The organism is Rhizobium sp. 16-488-2b, assembly GCF_017741815.1.
Lineage (GTDB): Bacteria > Pseudomonadota > Alphaproteobacteria > Rhizobiales > Rhizobiaceae > Rhizobium.
This window is the reverse complement of the sequence record NZ_JAGHMF010000004.1, coordinates 1-16401: the sequence shown is the minus strand read 5'-3', so window position 1 is coordinate 16401 and position 16401 is coordinate 1. Positions and strand designations below refer to the sequence as shown.

Annotated in this window: 14 protein-coding genes; 5 read left to right on the top strand and 9 right to left on the bottom strand. The window is 62.8% G+C overall.

Annotation, left to right across the window (positions count from 1 at the left end; genetic code table 11):
- Positions 1-25: 25 nt before the first annotated feature.
- Positions 26-592 (top strand): DUF6101 family protein, encoded by a 567-nt coding sequence (locus J5286_RS04765; RefSeq protein ID WP_209189373.1) that lies wholly within the window; start codon positions 26-28, stop codon positions 590-592.
- 163 nt (positions 593-755) lie between these two features.
- Positions 756-1625: an amino acid ABC transporter substrate-binding protein gene (locus J5286_RS04760; protein WP_245205354.1), complete on the top strand. Its 870-nt coding sequence runs from the start codon at positions 756-758 to the stop codon at positions 1623-1625.
- 9 nt (positions 1626-1634) lie between these two features.
- Here the strand turns inward: J5286_RS04760 and ubiA are convergent, their stop codons facing one another.
- The 5 genes from ubiA to J5286_RS04735 all read right to left on the bottom strand — a co-directional run bounded on the left by ubiA (position 1635) and on the right by J5286_RS04735 (position 7942).
- Positions 1635-2594 (bottom strand): 4-hydroxybenzoate octaprenyltransferase, encoded by a 960-nt coding sequence (gene ubiA / locus J5286_RS04755; RefSeq protein ID WP_209189369.1) that lies wholly within the window; start codon positions 2592-2594, stop codon positions 1635-1637.
- Between the two features lie 281 nt (positions 2595-2875).
- Positions 2876-3454 (bottom strand): histidine phosphatase family protein, encoded by a 579-nt coding sequence (locus tag J5286_RS04750; protein ID WP_209189367.1) that lies wholly within the window; start codon positions 3452-3454, stop codon positions 2876-2878.
- A 70-nt stretch (positions 3455-3524) separates the two neighbouring features.
- Entirely contained in the window at positions 3525-4784 is a 1260-nt protein-coding gene (locus tag J5286_RS04745) for a cyclopropane fatty acid synthase (protein WP_113235428.1), read from the bottom strand.
- A gap of 133 nt (positions 4785-4917) precedes the next feature.
- A complete protein-coding gene (locus J5286_RS04740) occupies positions 4918-7227 on the bottom strand; it encodes a Tex family protein (protein WP_209189365.1) in 2310 nt (769 codons plus the stop codon).
- A 175-nt stretch (positions 7228-7402) separates the two neighbouring features.
- Positions 7403-7942, bottom strand: a complete 540-nt coding sequence (locus tag J5286_RS04735) for a hypothetical protein (RefSeq protein WP_112982242.1) — start codon at positions 7940-7942, stop codon at positions 7403-7405.
- Positions 7943-8303: 361 nt separating this feature from the next.
- Between J5286_RS04735 and glyS the strand changes: the two genes are divergently transcribed.
- Positions 8304-10481: a glycine--tRNA ligase subunit beta gene (gene glyS, locus J5286_RS04730; RefSeq protein ID WP_209189363.1), complete on the top strand. Its 2178-nt coding sequence runs from the start codon at positions 8304-8306 to the stop codon at positions 10479-10481.
- Positions 10482-10487: 6 nt separating this feature from the next.
- On the opposite strand, the gene J5286_RS04725 is transcribed toward glyS, so the two are convergent.
- Positions 10488-10928 carry a YqaA family protein gene (locus tag J5286_RS04725; protein ID WP_209189619.1) on the bottom strand — a complete coding sequence of 147 codons (441 nt, stop codon included), beginning with the start codon at positions 10926-10928 and terminating at the stop codon, positions 10488-10490.
- Between the two features lie 144 nt (positions 10929-11072).
- Between J5286_RS04725 and J5286_RS04720 the strand changes: the two genes are divergently transcribed.
- Both J5286_RS04720 and J5286_RS04715 read left to right on the top strand, forming a co-directional pair.
- On the top strand, positions 11073-11522 hold the full coding sequence (locus tag J5286_RS04720; RefSeq protein ID WP_245205352.1) for a putative toxin-antitoxin system toxin component, PIN family: 450 nt from the start codon (positions 11073-11075) through the stop codon (positions 11520-11522).
- On the top strand, positions 11519-11782 hold the full coding sequence (locus tag J5286_RS04715) for a hypothetical protein (protein ID WP_209189361.1): 264 nt from the start codon (positions 11519-11521) through the stop codon (positions 11780-11782). The genes J5286_RS04720 and J5286_RS04715 overlap by 4 nt, the downstream gene beginning before the upstream one ends.
- 341 nt (positions 11783-12123) lie before the next feature.
- On the opposite strand, the gene J5286_RS04710 is transcribed toward J5286_RS04715, so the two are convergent.
- The 3 genes from J5286_RS04710 to purD form a co-directional block, all read right to left on the bottom strand.
- Positions 12124-13944 carry a methyl-accepting chemotaxis protein gene (locus J5286_RS04710; RefSeq protein WP_209189359.1) on the bottom strand — a complete coding sequence of 607 codons (1821 nt, stop codon included), beginning with the start codon at positions 13942-13944 and terminating at the stop codon, positions 12124-12126.
- Positions 13945-14279: 335 nt separating this feature from the next.
- On the bottom strand, positions 14280-14753 hold the full coding sequence (locus J5286_RS04705; RefSeq protein WP_209189357.1) for a plant virulence effector HPE1-like domain-containing protein: 474 nt from the start codon (positions 14751-14753) through the stop codon (positions 14280-14282).
- A gap of 106 nt (positions 14754-14859) precedes the next feature.
- Positions 14860-16131, bottom strand: coding sequence for a phosphoribosylamine--glycine ligase (gene purD, locus J5286_RS04700; RefSeq protein WP_209189355.1), 1272 nt, complete (start codon positions 16129-16131; stop codon positions 14860-14862).
- Between the last annotated feature and the right edge of the window lie 270 nt (positions 16132-16401).

Below are 16401 nucleotides of genomic sequence, written 5' to 3'. Positions count from 1 at the left end.
AGGTAAGACAAGGGTGAGAATGAACATGAACAATACGGTTATGAAGCCCGCATGGGCTGGAGCGACACTTCGTCTTGATCCGTCGCGCTTTCCGCAGCAGGTGAGCTACGCCATCCACGACTCCACAAGCGATGTGAGCATCACGATCGACGAACGCGGCGCCATCCTGCGCAAGATCCTGCCTTCCAGCGGCCTTCCGCTCTCCATCGCGCTGCCGAAGCGCGCCTTCAAGGGCGTCGCCGCCCGCGCCATCGACCATGGCAATGGCGAAGTGACCGTCACGCTCGAACTGCATCACGAAGATCCCGATCTCTGCGTGCCGCTTCTGGTCGCGCATGATCTCGCCGACATCGCCGCCGACTGGCGCGGATGGTCGGAAGCCTTCCGTATTCCCATGCTGATGGTCGAGGCCGACGGCATTGCCCGTCCGCTGGAAGAACATCTCGGCGAACTGCGCACCAGCCACCTGAAGCCGCGCCGTCGCCACTCCTACTTCGCCAACCGCCGCCCACGCTTCCTCGTGCGCCGCTCGACCGGCACGCTCGGCGTCGCCATGAAGATCGAAGGCAAGGAAATCATCGCCCGCAGCTAAGGGCCGATGCACGAGATCAGACGGAAAGACCCGGCCGGCGTGCCGGGTTTTTCGTTTTTGGACCTCGGTTGACAAATACCCGGCGGGCCATAAGCTGCGTGCACAGCTTTGAGATCGCAACCGTCTTTCGGAGATGAGCGTCATGCCGGTGGCAACAAAGTGCATGAGACGGCTCCCGCTGGCGATTATCGCCTTCTCCCTTTCAGCCCTGACGGCAAGTGCGGCTACCCTCGACGGCATCATCGAGCGCGGAACGGTGCGGATCGGCTATATCGACGACGAAGCGCCCTTCTCCGCGGCCAAGGCCGGGGCAGAGCCGACGGGGTATGCGATCGACCTCTGCAACAGGATCGCCGACGACATCGAGCATCAGGTGCCGGAACTGAAACGCGAATACGTCCAGAAGACGCTCGCCAACGGCTTCGATGCGGTGAAGGATGGTGAAGTTGATCTGCTTTGCGGCGCGATCACGGTCAATCTGGAGCGGCGGGAGATCGTCGATTTCTCGCAGCCGATCTTCCTGACCGGGGCAAGCGCCCTGCTTCGCAAGGATTCACCTGACTATCTGCAGTCGTTCTTCTTCGACAAGCCGGCCGTCAGCGCCGTCAGCCAACGTGCGGCGTCGCCGAGCGTTATCGGCGCGCGGGCGAACTCGACGACAGGTGCAGCACTCCACGACGCCATGAAAGGCCAGGCATCGAAGACGACGATTGCCGATTTCGCAACGCATGAGGATGGCCTCAAGGCGTTGGAGGACCACAAGATCGACGCCTATATCGGCGATCAGGTGTTGCTCACCAGTCTGGCAACCCGGGCGCGCGATCCATCCCTGCTCGAGGTCGGCAATCGCTTGTTCACGCATGAGCCCTACGCGATCGCCCTGCCCCGAAACGACGCCGATTTCCGGCTGCTCGCCGATCGCGCCTTGACGGATTTCTATCTGTCCGACGATTTTCTATCGGTGCTCGACACCTATTTCGGCGCCGATGCCCCAATGCTGCACACGCAGATCATCATGCAGCACGTTCCGTAGGGATTGCGCCTACGGCAGCACGAACAGCAGCGACAAGAACAGGCCGATAAAGATGATCATGCCGACGCGGTTGTTCGACTTGAACAGCACGAGGCACTGATCGGCATCGTTGATATCGAGCGTGATGATCTGCCAGGCGAACATGCCGGCTGCGACAACCAAGCCGAGATAGGCGATGATGCCGACTCCTGCGAGCAGGAAGGCTGCGAAGGTGAGGATCAGCATCAGGCCATAGAGACCGACCAGCCATGGCTTGGTGTTGTCGCCGAAGAGGCGCGCGGTGGAGCGGACGCCGATCAGCTCGTCGTCTTCCTTGTCCTGGTGGGCGTAGATGGTGTCGTAGCCGATCGTCCAGACGACCGCGCCGATATAGAGCAGCACCGGCGCCAGCGAGAGGCTGCCGAAGATCGCGGCCCAGCCCATCAGCGCGCCCCAGGAGAAGGCAAGCCCGAGGAAGAATTGCGGCCAATCGGTGAAGCGCTTGGCGAAGGGATAGAGCGCCACGATGACAAGCGATGCGACGCCGAGAATGACCGAGAACCAGTTGAGCTGCAGGACGACCAGAAGGCCGACCAGCGCCTGAAGCAGGATGAAGATCTTCGCCTGCATGCGGGTGACGCGGCCTGATGGCAGCGGGCGCGACCGGGTGCGCGCCACTTCCATATCGATCTTGTGATCGACGAGATCGTTATAGGTGCAGCCGGCGCCGCGCATGGCGACGGAACCGACGAAGTAGAGCACCAGATGCCAGATCAGCTGACCGCCGGAAAAGAGGCCGACATGGGCAGCTGCATTGGCCGCCATCGCCGCCGACCAGAAGCAGGGCCACAGCAACAACTGCCAGCCGATCGGCCGATCCCAGCGCGCCAGCTGCGCGTATGGCCAGAGCCATGGCGGCAGCACCCGGTAAACCCAGTTGTTGGACGGCGCATCCGCAACGCGCCCGTTGATTCCGTCGATCTGTTGCATCCGGTCATCTAGCGACGTGGGGGATGGCGGGTCAAGCGGGATGGTGGGGTGGTGTGGGTGGTGAGATTGGTGGGTGCGGCCCCCTCATCTGCCTGCCGGCATCGACCGGGGTCGAGCCAACGGTCTCGACCCGTCCTACGGACCCCCGCTGGGGAGAAGGGACTCGGGGTGGGCCGCTTGCTCAACCTCCTCCCCTTCTCCCCCCACGGGGAGAAGGTGCCCGAAGGGCGGATGAGGGGGCTCCGGGCGCTGAGGTCAGCCTAAACTACGTCCCCAAAAAACTACCCATTCCACCGCCGGATCACCGGCTCGCCGAGATCATGCTCATACCCCAACACGCTGACGCTCGTCGTATCCAGCACGAAATGCGCGCCACCCTCCGGCGGCAACCCCACCCAGCGAGCCGCCAGCACCCGCAGGAAGTGGGAGGAGGAGAATATCAGGATCGGGGCATTTGCCGCGCGGATCGTGGCGATGATGCGGTCGGCGCGGGCGCCGACGTCGGTGGCGGTCTCGCCATCGGGGCAGCCGTCGCGGAAGAGTTGCCAGCCGGGGCGGTCAGCCAGGATTTCCCTAGTCTTGATGCCCTCATAGGCGCCGTAGTCCCATTCGGCGAGGTCTTCCTTGACGACCATCCGCTCGCCGAAGCCGGCAAGGCGGCAGGTGTTGCGGGCGCGCTGGGACGGGCTCGACCAGACTTCGGCGACGGTCAGGCCTTCAAGGCGCGGGCCGAGGTGGCCGGCGGCGGCTTCGCCGTTTTCGGTCAAGGGGATATCGCTGCGGCCGGTGTGGCGGCCCGACAGGCTCCATTCGGTCTCGCCGTGGCGCACCAGCGTGATCTCGGGGTAGGCACTGCTCATCTCGCAACCCTTTCAAAATGAAACAGCGGGAATAAAAAAGGCGCGGGTCTCGCCGCGCCTTTTCATCAAGTCAGAGAATGACCTTTTCGAGCGGCGGACGCGTTGCCTCGAATTCCTTCAGCTTCGCCTCGTTCGCGGCGATATAGTCGCGATTGTCGGGGGTGGAATACTGGTTCTTGGAAATCTGGATCTGCATGATGAAGAGTTCGTCCCAGCGGAAGCCCATTTCGGAGCCGGCCAGATAGAACTCCCACATGCGGAAGAAGCGTTCGTCATAAAGCGCCACGGCTTCCGCCTTGCGCGCCACGAAACGCTCGCGCCAATGGCGCAGCGTGTAGGCATAGTGCAGCGGCAGGACCTCGACGTCGCGCACCAGCAGGTTCGCCTTTTCGATGGCCGGCAGCGTTTCGCCGATCGAGGGGATATAGCCCTGCGGGAATATATACTTCTCGATGAAGGCATTGGTGCCGAAGCTCGGCTTCGGACGGGCGATCGAGTGCAGCACCATGACGCCGTCATCGGCGAGCAACTCATGCACCTTGCGGAAGAAGTTGCCGAAATTGCCGATGCCGACATGCTCGAACATGCCGACCGAGACGATGCGGTCGAACTTCTGCCCCTTCATCGTGCGGTAGTCCTGCAGCTCGAAGCGCAGCCGGTCAGTGAGACCGCGCTTTTGCGCCCGCTCGCGCGAGATCTTCAGCTGCTCTTCGCTGAGCGTGATGCCGGTGAGATCGAGCCCCGGGGTCGATTCCGTTAAATACATGCCCATGCCGCCCCAGCCGGAGCCGATTTCCAGCGCGCGCTGGTTGGGCTGAAGCAGGAGCTTGGCGGCGATGTGGCGCTTCTTGGCGACCTGCGCCTCCTCCAGGCTGATGCCCGGCGGATTGTAATAGGCACAGGAATATTGCCAGTCCTCATCGAGAAAGAGCTCGAACAGCTTTTCCGACAGGTCGTAGTGATGGGCAACGTTGCGCTTGTTGTGATTGACGGGCAGACGGCTCTTCAGCTGCTGCAGGGCGATGCGGCCGATCAGGAGGGCCGCCATCGGGATGTCGAAGATTTCGTTGGTGGTGTTCTGTTTCACCAGGGCCAGGAAATCGTAGATGTTGCCCTGTTCCAGAATGAACCGGCCATCCATGTACATTTCGCCGAGCTTGAGGGTGGGGTCGCGGCGGATCAGTCGCTCCGCCTCCTCGTCGGCAACGCGGGCGGCAACGAGATCTCCGGTGCCGTCCCCGATGGTGTGTGTCTCGCCATTGGCGAGTGTGAGCTTAAGGTTACCCTTGCGGATGATTTTTTGGACAATCGATAAGAAAGCCGACGCCATAAGTAAGGCCTCGCAATGTGACAGGAATCCAGTCAACTTAGGCCGTCTGGCCTGCCTTACAAGCGCCGTATTTGGCACTTCGGCAACAAGGCTGCCGAAGTGTGACATTTCTGCAATGCTTATCCGTAAACCCTTATTTTCGCTTCATGGCCTCGGCGAGTGCTGCGCCGAATGCCCCCTGGCTCTCCTGCTTGGGGCTGGACGAGCGCCGCTCGTTGCCGCCGCGAGGGGCTGGATTTGAACGGGTTTCGCCGCGCGGCGCAGGCGCGCCCGCGCCATCATCCTTGCGCATGGAAAGGGCGATGCGCTTGCGCTTTGCATCCACCTCGACGACGCGAACCTTGACCACATCGCCGGCCTTCACAACTTCGTGAGGATCTTTGACGAAGCGATCGGCAAGCTGCGAGACGTGCACCAGGCCGTCCTGATGGACGCCGATATCGACGAAGGCGCCGAAGGCGGCGACGTTGGTGACCGTTCCCTCAAGCGTCATGCCCGGCTTCAGGTCGGAGATCTCGTTGATCCCTTCCGCGAAGGTCGCGGTCTTGAAGCTCGGGCGCGGGTCGCGGCCGGGCTTTTCCAGCTCCGACAGGATGTCCTTGACCGTCGGGAGGCCGAACTTGTCGTCGATGAACTGGCGCGGATCGACCGATTTCAGCACCGCGCTGTCACCCATCAATGTGCGCAGGTCGCGGCCGCAGGCGGCGACGATCTTCTTGGCGACGCCATAGGCTTCGGGGTGAACCGAGGAGGCATCAAGCGGCTCCTTGCCATCGCGGATGCGCAGGAAGCCGGCGCATTGCTCGAAGGTGCGTTGGCCGAGGCGGGCGACCTTGAGCAGATCGCGGCGGGTCTCGAAGCGTCCGGTCTCGTCGCGATGCCTGACGATGGCTTCGGCGATCGAGGTTCCAAGGCCGGAGACACGCGCCAGAAGCGGCACAGAGGCCATGTTGAGATCGACGCCGACGGCATTCACCGCGTCTTCGACCACGGCATCGAGCGAACGCGACAGCTTCTGCTGGTCGACATCGTGCTGATACTGGCCGACGCCGATCGACTTCGGCTCGATCTTGACGAGCTCGGCCAGCGGATCCTGCAGGCGGCGCGCGATGGAAACGGCGCCACGCAGCGACACGTCGAGATTGGGGAATTCGGCAGCAGCGGTGGCCGACGCCGAATAGACCGAGGCACCGGCTTCCGAGACGATGACCTTGGTGGGCTTCGCGCCCGGCAGATCGGCCAGCATGTCGGCCACCAGCTTTTCGGTTTCGCGGCTGCCGGTGCCGTTGCCGATCGAGATCAGCTCGACATTGTGCTTGCGGATCAGCGAGGCGAGCTCGATCTGGGCGCCGCGCACATCGTTGCGCGGCTGGAAGGGATAGACGGTCGAGGTCGCGACCACCTTGCCGGTGGCATCGGTGACGGCGACCTTGACGCCGGTGCGGATACCCGGATCAAGCCCCATGGTCGGGCGCGAACCGGCGGGGGCCGCGAGCAGCAGGTCCTTGAGATTGCGGGCGAAAACGTGGATCGCCTCTTCCTCGGCGCGCTCGCGCAGCTCGCGCATCAGGTCGAGCGACAGCGACATGGAGAGCTTCACGCGCCACGTCCAGCTGGCGACTTCCATCAGCCAGCGATCGCCGGGGCGGCTGTTGCCGATCTCGTAGGCGGCGGCGATCATGCGCTCGACCGGCTTGTTCGGCGAGGCTACCTCGGCGTCGGCCTCGATCGTCAGCGTCAGCACTTCCTCGTTCCAGCCGCGCAGCATGGCGAGCGCGCGGTGGCCGGGGGCCGTTGCCCAGCGTTCGGAATGGTCGAAATAGTCCGAGAACTTCTCGCCCGCCGCCTGCTTGCCGTCGACCACCTTGGCCTTGAGAAGCGCGGCACCGCGCATATGGGCGCGCAGCTTGCCGAGCAGGTCGGCATTTTCGGCGATGCCTTCGGCGACGATATCGCGGGCGCCTTCCAGCGCTGTCTTCACGTCGGGCACGTCTGATGTGATGTAGGCTTCGGCCAGCGTTGCCGGCTCCTTGGAGCGGTCGGCGAGGATTGCCTCGGCGAGCGGACCGAGGCCGCGCTCGCGGGCGATCTCGGCACGGGTGCGGCGCTTCGGCTTATAGGGCAGATAGAGATCCTCTAGTTCGGCCTTGGTAGCGGCGCCCTTGAGCTTTGCCATCAGCTCGTCGCTCATCTTGCCCTGGCCTGTGATGGATTCCACGATCGTATCGCGGCGGGCTTCGAGCTCGCGCAGATAGACGAGGCGTTCGGAGAGATCGCGCAGCTGCGTATCATCCAGGCCGCCGGTCACTTCCTTGCGGTAACGCGCGATGAACGGCACGGTCGCGCCCTCATCCAGCAACTCGATTGCGGCCTTGGCCTGCTCGGGCCGGGCATTGATCTCGGAGGCGATGACTGCGGAGAGCATGCGGATATCAGCGGCCATGATAGTTCCTGCGTTTCAATTGAGGTGGCGGACCATAGCGGCGAAAAGCGGCAAGGCAAGGATGGAGATGGGTTTCCACAGCGGAAGTGGGTGGTTGGAGGGGTGCTTGCACCCCGCCTTTACGAACATCCTAGAGGCCACGGCTGCTGTCAGCTCCGATGACCAGAGGCCGCATTCAAACGAAATTCACGGCGCCATCGCGTGCGGCCATATCGAAGGCTCTCTGCCACAGTTGAAACAATTGGTAAAATTCGGCCTCACCGACAGCCCTTGCCGCGTCATCGAAAGTCGCGAAATCTGCTGATAGCTTCTTGCTGGCAGACGTCCCGATTATCCCTTCATTATCGGAGAAGTTAATTAGCTCCCAAAACGGGCCGGCCGTGGCGATCCACGCGCCAAAGGCGTGCTGAGATTGTTCCGTGCCGTTGATTTGAAGGCGGGTTTCCGGATAACCGGCAAGCTTCGCAAGCATCTCCCGCCATCGGTTGTAGCCGCTATAAGACCCTGCTTTAAAGCTGAAGCGGTCGACAGCGTTGTAGATGCAGCGATCTTCAATATCACGAGCCCGGTCAGGAAACGCAGGGTTGATGAAGGCAATCAGAGCATTGTCGGGGATATCCACGATCTCATGCTGCTGGTTGAAAACGTCGCCATCGACGAATTTCAAGCTATCGTTTTTTGTAAGACCTTCGTAGGCGGCAATGTCGAGACCCATCAGCTTTTTCCTTTAAGTAAACATGGCTTGCGGCGAAGCTCAGCCCGAGAAACAATTCTACCAATGCGATTATAAATCGGATTTGCATAATCCTATGGTGGCTAACAATCAACCCTCTCGACGGTCATTGGACAACGCGGGTACTTTGGCTCGAATGCAATGCGAGCCATGAGCGCGCGGGCAGGCACGTCGCAGGGAACAAAGATGGCCAGCGACTGCGAGAAAAACCTCGGCAAATTATTGTCTCAGGATATCCTCCCTGCTTTTGCAGCTTGTATATCTGCGCCATTCTTTGCTAGCAGAGGCGACCGTTTTCAGACCCGCAAGGTAGCGCCTTCCCCGTGGAGGCAAGGAAAGTGTCATGCCCGATCTGCTGTTAGAACTCCGCTCCGAAGAGATCCCGGCCCGCCTGCAGCGCAAGGCTGCCGGCGATCTGAGGAAGCTTGTGACCGACGCGCTCGTCGAGGCGGGACTTTCCTATGAGGGTGCGCGGGAATACTGGACGCCGCGCCGGCTGACGCTCGATATCCGCGGGCTGACCGCCCGCTCCGCCGATGTGCGCGAGGAACGCAAGGGACCGCGCACCGACGCCAACGAAAAGGCGATCGAAGGCTTCTTGCGCGCGGCCGGGCTGACCTCGATTTCCGAGGCGCAGGTGCAGAGCGATCCGAAGAAGGGTGATTTCTACGTCGCGATCATCTCCAAGACCGGCCGCAGCGCCGAGGAGATCATCGCCGAGGTGATGCCATCGATCATCCGCGACTTCCCCTGGCCGAAGCCGATGCGCTGGGGCAAGGCCTCGTCGCAGCCGGGTTCGCTGCGCTGGGTGCGGCCGCTGCAGTCGATCGTCTGCCTTTTTGGCACCGAGCACGAGGAAACGACGGTCATTCCGTTCGAAATCTCCGGCATCGTCGCCTCCAACATCACCTACGGCCACCGCTTTCATGCGCCAGAGGCGATCACCGTCAAGCGCTTCGACGATTATGTCGCCAGCCTCGAGAAGGCGAAGGTCATCCTCGACGCCGAGCGCCGCAAGGACATCATCCTGCACGACGCCCGCGACGTCGCGTTCGCCAACGGCCTCGAACTGGTCGAGGACGAAGGCCTGTTGGAGGAGGTCTCCGGCCTCGTCGAATGGCCGCAGGTGCTGATGGGGAGCTTCGAGGAAGCCTATCTCTCGATCCCGTCCGAGATCATCCGACTGACGATCAAGACCAACCAGAAGTGCTTCGTCACCCGCAAACCGGGTGAAGAGACGCTTTCGAACAATTTCATCCTCGTCTCCAACATCGAAGCGACGGATGGCGGCAAGGAAATCATCCACGGCAACGGCAAGGTCGTGCGCGCCCGTCTTTCCGACGCGCTGCACTTCTGGAAGCGCGACCAGGGCGACTTGCCGGATCTGGAGACGCTCGAGGCTTCGGCCAAGAAGTTCAGTCTGGACCTCAAAAAGCCGCTCGACCAGCGCATGGCCAAGCTCGATGCGCTGAATGTCACCTTCCATGCCAAGCTCGGCACGCAGGGCGAACGGGTGGAGCGCATCCGCGCCATGGCCGCCAAGGTCGCCTTCCCCGCCGGCGCCGACTACAAGCTGGTCGATCGCGCCGTGGTTCTCGCCAAGGCTGATCTGCGCACCGAAGCCGTCGGCGAATTCCCCGAGCTGCAGGGCGTTATGGGCCGCAAGTACGCTGCTCTTCAGGGCGAAGAGGCCGTGGTCTCGACCGCGATCGAGGAGCACTACAAGCCGCAGGGCCCATCCGACCAGCTGCCGCAGGACAAGGTGGCGATCACGGTGGCGCTTGCCGACAAGCTCGATACGCTGATCGGCTTCTGGGCCGTCGACGAGAAGCCGACGGGTTCCAAGGATCCCTTCGCGCTGCGCCGTGCCGCGCTCGGTGTCATCCGCATCATCCTTGAGCGCGGCGTGCATCTGACGCTTCTGCCGCGCATTGTCAGCCACATGGCGCGCATCGACATGGATATCGGCAATACGGTTGCCGCCGACGACATGTCGCGCCAGCTCGACCTCTTGTCCTTCTTCCACGACCGACTGAAGGTCTATCTGCGCGACCAGGGCGCCCGGCACGACCTGATCGACGCGGTGCTGACGCCCGAGACCGACGATCTCCGCATGGTTGCCCGTCGCGTCGAGGCGCTGACGGCCTTCGTCAGCTCCGAGGACGGCAAGAATCTGCTCGCCGGCACCAAGCGCGCCGTGCAGCTGCTGGCCGCGGAAGAGAAGAAGGGTACCGTGGTCGCCGACGGCGTCTCCGAGGCGCTCCTGAAGCTCGAAGCCGAGAAGGAGCTTTTCGCGGCGATCAAGACGGTTTCGGCCGAGGCATCCGGCGCGATCGAGAAGGAAGACTTCCGCTCGGCGATGGCGGCTCTCTCGACGCTGCGCGCGCCTGTCGATCGCTTCTTCACCGACGTGCTCGTCAACGACGAGGACGCGGCGATCCGCGCCAACCGCCTGGCGCTGCTGCGCCTGATCCGCGAAGCCACCGGCACCGTGGCCGACTTCTCGAAGATCGCCGGCTGATCCCTCTCAGCCGACGATGCCCAAGGTGATCACCGCCAGGACCGCGTAACGCGCGGTCTTGGCAATCGTCACCAAAAGCAGAAAGACCGGCAGCGGCTCGCGCATTACGCCGGCGACGACGGTGATGGGATCGCCGACGATGGGCAACCAGCTTGCCAGCAGCGACCACTTCCCATACCGCCGATACCAGCGCTGCGCCCGATCGAGCGCCACTTCCCCCACCGGAAACCACCGCTTGTGGCGAAAACGCTCGATGCCGATGCCAAGCAGCCAGTTGACCAGCGAACCGAGGATATTGCCGACGCTGGCGACGATGACGAGCAGCAGCGTGGAATATTGCCCGGAGAGAATGAGCGCGACCAGCCCGGCTTCTGACTGCGCGGGCAGGATAGTCGCGGCAATCAGCGAGATGGCGAAGAGGCCGGCATAGGCTGCAAGCGTGGTCATGGCGCGCTGGGCTCGGTGGTCTGCATGGTGGGCTCTCAGTTTGGCGACGGGTGGCGTTTGCGTTTTCATGAACATGTTGCGGGGCTGGGCGCAAGCGTTTGGGACGTTGAATGGCGAGATCGGCATGTCTTGACATGATATCACATGCGATATCATACAACCGCCATGATCGTCGTTGATGCTAATGTCATGGTTTCGGCTTTGCGATCCTCGAAAGGCGCCTCGCATCAGCTTGTGCGCGAGATGCTTACTGGTGGCGCCGAGTTCGCTTTGTCGCCGGCGGTGGCGCTGGAGTATGAAGATGTGCTGAAGCGGCCGGGCATTCTCGGCAAGGCTCCCTGGCTCAGCGAGAGCAAGATCGACATCGTGCTCGATGCGGTGTTCAGCAAGGCCGAGCTCGTCTCGCCGTGGTTTCACTTCAGGCCGTTCCTCGCCGACCCGAAGGACGACATTTACATCGAGTGCGCCTTGGCAGCTGGAGCCACCCTGATCATCAGCAACGATCGCCATTTCCGGCATCCCGCAGTCAGCGCCTTTGGCATGTCAGTCATGACCGCTGGAGATTTCATCGCGCAAAGGAGACAAGAGACATGAGCACCTATCCTCTCAGATTAGCCGATCATGTGATGGAAGAAGCCAAGCGCGCGGCGGCGGAGGACAATGTATCGCTGAACCAGCTGCTTTCCGCCTTCATCGCCGACGGCATCGGGCACCGGCGGGCAATCATGAGCTTGAAGAAGCGCGCGGAACGGGGCGATGTCAGTGCGGCCCTCGCCATCCTCGACAGCGTTCCCGATAGCGAACCCGATGAAGGCGACGCATTGGTCACGGCGAAGAAGACGAGCCGGAAGTAGCACGGGAAACGGCTGACGGCGGTGCCGGTGTACTAGGGAGTCTGTTCTCGGCAAGGTCCATTCATGTCGAGCCCGTCGATACGGCAGCAGATGCTCGGGACGAGCCCGAGCATGACGTCGGCGGGTGGGGCGCACTTCGGCAAGTCATTGAAAAGAAATGGCTTCCCAATTCTCAACGTCATCCTCGGCCTCGTGCCGAGGATCTAAGCACGTCTCCAGGAATGCAAGGTGAATGGCTCCCACGCCAAGCCACGCCACTGATCGCGCGCCCCCTCAACAACAAAAACAGCCGCCGGATCGCTCCGGCGGCTGCTGTCATCCTATTGTCCTTGCCGCAAGCCTTACGCCGCGCGTCGAGCCTGCGCTGCCCCGTACTCAGCCTGGGTGCCGACGCGGAAGCCGCGGATCAGGTTGAGGAGTTCGTCGGTGTCGCTGGCGAGCGATTCCGCCGAGGCCGTCGTCTCTTCGGCCATGGCAGCGTTCTGCTGGGTGGCGGCGTCGAGCTGGTTGATCGAGGAGGTGATCGAGCGCAGCGTCGTGTCCTGCTCGGAGGCGCTGTGGGCGATCTTCGAGACGATGTCGTTGGCGGCCTTGATCTGGTCGGAGATGCGCTTCAGCGCCTCGCCGGCCTCGCCGACGAAGCGAACGCCTTGTTCGACCTGGCCGGAGGAGCGGGCGATCTGGTCCTTGATCTCCTTGGCGGCAGCGGCCGAGCGCTGAGCCAGTTCGCGGACTTCCTGGGCGACGACGGCGAAGCCCTTGCCGCTTTCGCCGGCACGCGCGGCTTCGACACCGGCATTAAGCGCCAAAAGGTTGGTCTGGAAGGCGATGTCGTCGATGACGCCGATGATCTTGCCGATTTCCTCGGAAGACTTCTCGATCCCGCCCATCGCCTCGATCGCCTGGGTGACGACGGCGTCGCTGCGGCTCGCCTCGGAGCTGACCGCGTGGACGCGCTGGCTTGCTTCATGCGCGCCTTCGGCGGTCTGGCGCACGGCGACGCTGAGTTCGTCGAGGGCGGCCGAGGTTTCTTCCAGGCTTGCGGCCTGGCGCTCGGTGCGCTGCGACAGCTCGTTGGAGGCGCGGCGGATCTCTTCCTTGCTGACAGCGATATCGCCGCCCTTGACCGAGACCTTGGACATGGCGGCCTCGAGATGGCCGAGCGCATCGTTGAAGTTATCGCGCAGGGTGGCGTATTTCTGGCCGAGATCGGCGCAGCGGACCGTGAGATCGCCGCGGGCGATCTGCTCCAGCGCCTGACCGATGGTGGAGACCACATGGGCCTGCACCGCGGTTTCATCACGCTGCATGCGTTGGTTGTTCTCGCGCTCATCGTCGAGCGCCATCTGCTGGGCGGCTTCGCGCTCGGACATGGCGTGGCGCTCGCGGACCTTTTCCTGCAGCGCCTTCGTGGCCTTGGCCATCATGCCCACTTCGTTGTTCATGTCGGTGTGGGGAATGGCGATCGTAACGTTTTCTTCGGCGACAGCCTGGAGGGCGGTGTGGATGCGGGTCAGCGGGCCGGAAATGCTGCGAACCACGTAGAAGGCGGCGGCAGCACCCAGAAGCAGCACGACGAGGCCGCCGGACAGCGCCTTCAGCACGTCGGAGCGGACCTGCGCGTCGAGATCGTCGAGATAGACGCCGGTCGCGACCACAACCTGCCAGGGTTCGAACGCCTTGGTGTAGACGGCCTTGCGGAACTGCGCATCGGCCGGCTGGCCGGGCTTCGGGCCGTAGAAATCGACGATGCCACCGCCGGCGCGGCCAACCTTCACGATCTCGTCGCGGTAAGGCTTGCCGCGGCTGTCGGGCGAACCCTTGCTGCTCTTGCCGAGCTTCGGCGTATCATAGGTGATGCGCATGACGACGTCGTAGTCGTAGCCGATGAAATAGCCGTTGGGCTCGTAGCGGATCGACGAAAGCTGCTTGTATGCCAGCGCCTGTGCCTGCTCGCGGGTCAGCTCGCCGGATTTCTCGCGGTCGTAATATTGCTGCATGATGGACAGGCCGGATTCCACCTGGGTGCGCAGCATCTCGTTGCGTTCATGATAGATCGCATTGGTCGAGGAGCGTATCTGCAGGTAGGAGGCGGCACAGAAGGCCACCATCAAGCCGGCGACGAGCAAAAACAACTGCCTGGAAATTCTAAGATTCTTCATTTGGCCTCGCAACGGAGCTCTGGTGAGATCATCCGGCGCGGTATCCTACCGCGTATGCGCCGGCGCCACGGCGCCCGACGCTGGTACTGCTGCGAAAACGACATGCGGCTACCGGTCGCAGCTAGAAATGGCCTGTTTTTTATAAGAAACACTTAACCAAGGACTAGATGATGTCCCAAACACGAAGTGGGTCCAAACGCGGTGCCAGCCTGGGCCGGCGAAGTATAAAATAGAAAATGCGCCCCTGCTTCTCTTCAGGAGCGCATTTCACCACCCTTTTGAGGTGGAGCCCCGGATGACCAAAACTTTGGACGGGAGGGGCAGGGAACTTTAAATCAGGGCCTAAGCTTGAAATTAGAAACGTCGAGCGGGCGCGTTTGTTCCGCCGGCTGGCCTGCAGCACCTGCGACCACGGGCTTGGTATCAGCGCCAATGACGGCCGAGGTCGTCGCCGTATCGACACCATCGATGGCGGCTGGGGCAGCGGCAACAGCCACCGGCGCGGGCGCCTTGGTCACGAACACGACGGGCGAGCCGCCCATCCAGCCTTCGGTGCGAAACAGCTTCTTTTCGCCGTCGACGTCGCGGATCTGCGAGTGCTCGAGCGCGCCATCGGCGAGCGTCGGGACGATGTATTCCTTCTTGGCTTCCACGACCTGAAGCGGCGGGCATGTGGTGCAGGTCATCTTGAGGATGCTGCTGTCAGCGGAGGCAGCATTGGCGCCGACCACGTCGATCGACGACGCCATGGCGGAACCCGCCATCAACGCAGCAACGACACCCAAAACAACCGCAGAAACCTGACGCATGGAAACACTCCGTCTTACCTTGAACACAGGTTTAACGCGGCTTTATTTCCATCCCGTCAGGGGAAAGGGTAAAAATTTAGAGAACTGATCCGATTTCGGCGTGCGATCACGCTTTTTCGCGCTTGATCGCCTGCCAGCCGATGTCGCGGCGGCAAAAGCCGTTGTCCCACTCCACCTTGTCGAGCAGCGCATAGGCGCGGGCCTGGGCCTCGCCGACGGACTTGCCCGTCGCGGTGACGTTCAACACGCGGCCGCCGGCGGCGACCAGCGCGCCATCCTTCAGCGCTGTGCCGGCATGAAACACCTTGGCGCCCTCGCCCGCTTCCGGGATGGACTTTATCGGGGTGTTCTTGTCGTAGCTGCCGGGATAACCCTTCGAAGCCATGACGACCGTCAGTGCTGGATCGTCGCTCCATTCGGCGGTCACCTTGTCCAGCGTGCCGGTGGCGGTCGCATAAAGGATCGGCAGGAGATCGCTCTTCAGGCGCATCATCAGCACCTGACATTCGGGATCGCCGAAGCGGACGTTGTATTCGATCAGCTCCGGGCCCTTCTTGGTGATCATCAGGCCGGCGAAGAAGACGCCGGAGAAGGGGTAGCCGCTCTCGGCCATCCCTAGCATGGTGGGCTCGATGATCTCCTTCATCGTGCGCTCGACCATCTCAGGCGTCATGACGGGGGCTGGCGAATAGGCGCCCATGCCGCCGGTGTTCGGACCGGTATCGCCCTCGCCCACCCGCTTGTGGTCCTGGGCGGTTGCGAGCGCCAATGCGTGCTTGCCGTCGCTCAGGCAGAAAAAGCTTGCCTCTTCGCCATCGAGATAGGCCTCGACCACGACCTCGGCACCGGCAGCGCCAAACGCGCCTTCGAAGCAATCGTCGACGGCGGCAAGCGCCTCATCGATTGTCATCGCAACCGTCACGCCCTTGCCGGCTGCAAGACCATCGGCCTTGACGACGATCGGGGCGCCCTGCTCGCGAATATACGCCTTGGCCTTGGGGGCATTGTTGAAACGCTGATAGGCGCCGGTAGGGATATCGTAGCGCGCGCAGATATCCTTGGTGAACCCCTTGGAGCCTTCGAGTTGGGCTGCGGCAGCAGACGGACCGAAAACGGCGAAGCCTTCGGCGCGCAAGCGGTCGGCAACGCCCGCCACCAGCGGCGCTTCCGGGCCGACAACGACGAAATCGATCGCGTTGTCCTTGCAGAAGGATACGACGGCGTCGTTGTCCTCGGTGTTGACGGGGACAAGCGTCGCGTGCTCGGCAATTCCTGGATTGCCGGGGGCGGCGTAGAGCTTGGTGAGTTCGGGCGATTGCGCCAGCTTCCAGGCCAATGCGTGCTCGCGTCCGCCCGATCCGATCAACAGAACCTTCATGCCCGTCCCTTTCCAGTTTGTGAGTGGCGGTTAAGGGGCTGGAGCGGAAAGGTCAAGCCTAAAGGCTACCAACCGCCGCCGCCGCCACCGCCGCCCCCGCCACCCCCGCCACCGCCGCCCCCCCCGCCGCCGCCCCCGCTCCCCTCGCCACCACCGCCGCCTCCACCGCCCTCCCCCACCCCCCCCCCCTCGCCCCCCCCCCCCTCGACGCCCCCACCCCCCACCCACCCCCCACGCACCACCACACCGCCACCTCCGCCCCCCCCGCAC

Bases quoted from the DNA above. Each gene is read 5' to 3' on its own strand.
- J5286_RS04765 (WP_209189373.1), top strand. From the start codon at position 26: ATGAACAATACGGTTATGAAGCCCGCATGGGCTGGAGCGACACTTCGT.
- J5286_RS04760 (WP_245205354.1), top strand. From the start codon at position 756: ATGAGACGGCTCCCGCTGGCGATTATCGCCTTCTCCCTTTCAGCCCTG.
- ubiA (WP_209189369.1), bottom strand. From the start codon at position 2,594: ATGCAACAGATCGACGGAATCAACGGGCGCGTTGCGGATGCGCCGTCC.
- J5286_RS04750 (WP_209189367.1), bottom strand. From the start codon at position 3,454: ATGAGCAGTGCCTACCCCGAGATCACGCTGGTGCGCCACGGCGAGACC.
- J5286_RS04745 (WP_113235428.1), bottom strand. From the start codon at position 4,784: ATGGCGTCGGCTTTCTTATCGATTGTCCAAAAAATCATCCGCAAGGGT.
- J5286_RS04740 (WP_209189365.1), bottom strand. From the start codon at position 7,227: ATGGCCGCTGATATCCGCATGCTCTCCGCAGTCATCGCCTCCGAGATC.
- J5286_RS04735 (WP_112982242.1), bottom strand. From the start codon at position 7,942: ATGGGTCTCGACATTGCCGCCTACGAAGGTCTTACAAAAAACGATAGC.
- glyS (WP_209189363.1), top strand. From the start codon at position 8,304: ATGCCCGATCTGCTGTTAGAACTCCGCTCCGAAGAGATCCCGGCCCGC.
- J5286_RS04725 (WP_209189619.1), bottom strand. From the start codon at position 10,928: ATGACCACGCTTGCAGCCTATGCCGGCCTCTTCGCCATCTCGCTGATT.
- J5286_RS04720 (WP_245205352.1), top strand. From the start codon at position 11,073: ATGCGATATCATACAACCGCCATGATCGTCGTTGATGCTAATGTCATG.
- J5286_RS04715 (WP_209189361.1), top strand. From the start codon at position 11,519: ATGAGCACCTATCCTCTCAGATTAGCCGATCATGTGATGGAAGAAGCC.
- J5286_RS04710 (WP_209189359.1), bottom strand. From the start codon at position 13,944: ATGAAGAATCTTAGAATTTCCAGGCAGTTGTTTTTGCTCGTCGCCGGC.
- J5286_RS04705 (WP_209189357.1), bottom strand. From the start codon at position 14,753: ATGCGTCAGGTTTCTGCGGTTGTTTTGGGTGTCGTTGCTGCGTTGATG.
- purD (WP_209189355.1), bottom strand. From the start codon at position 16,131: ATGAAGGTTCTGTTGATCGGATCGGGCGGACGCGAGCACGCATTGGCC.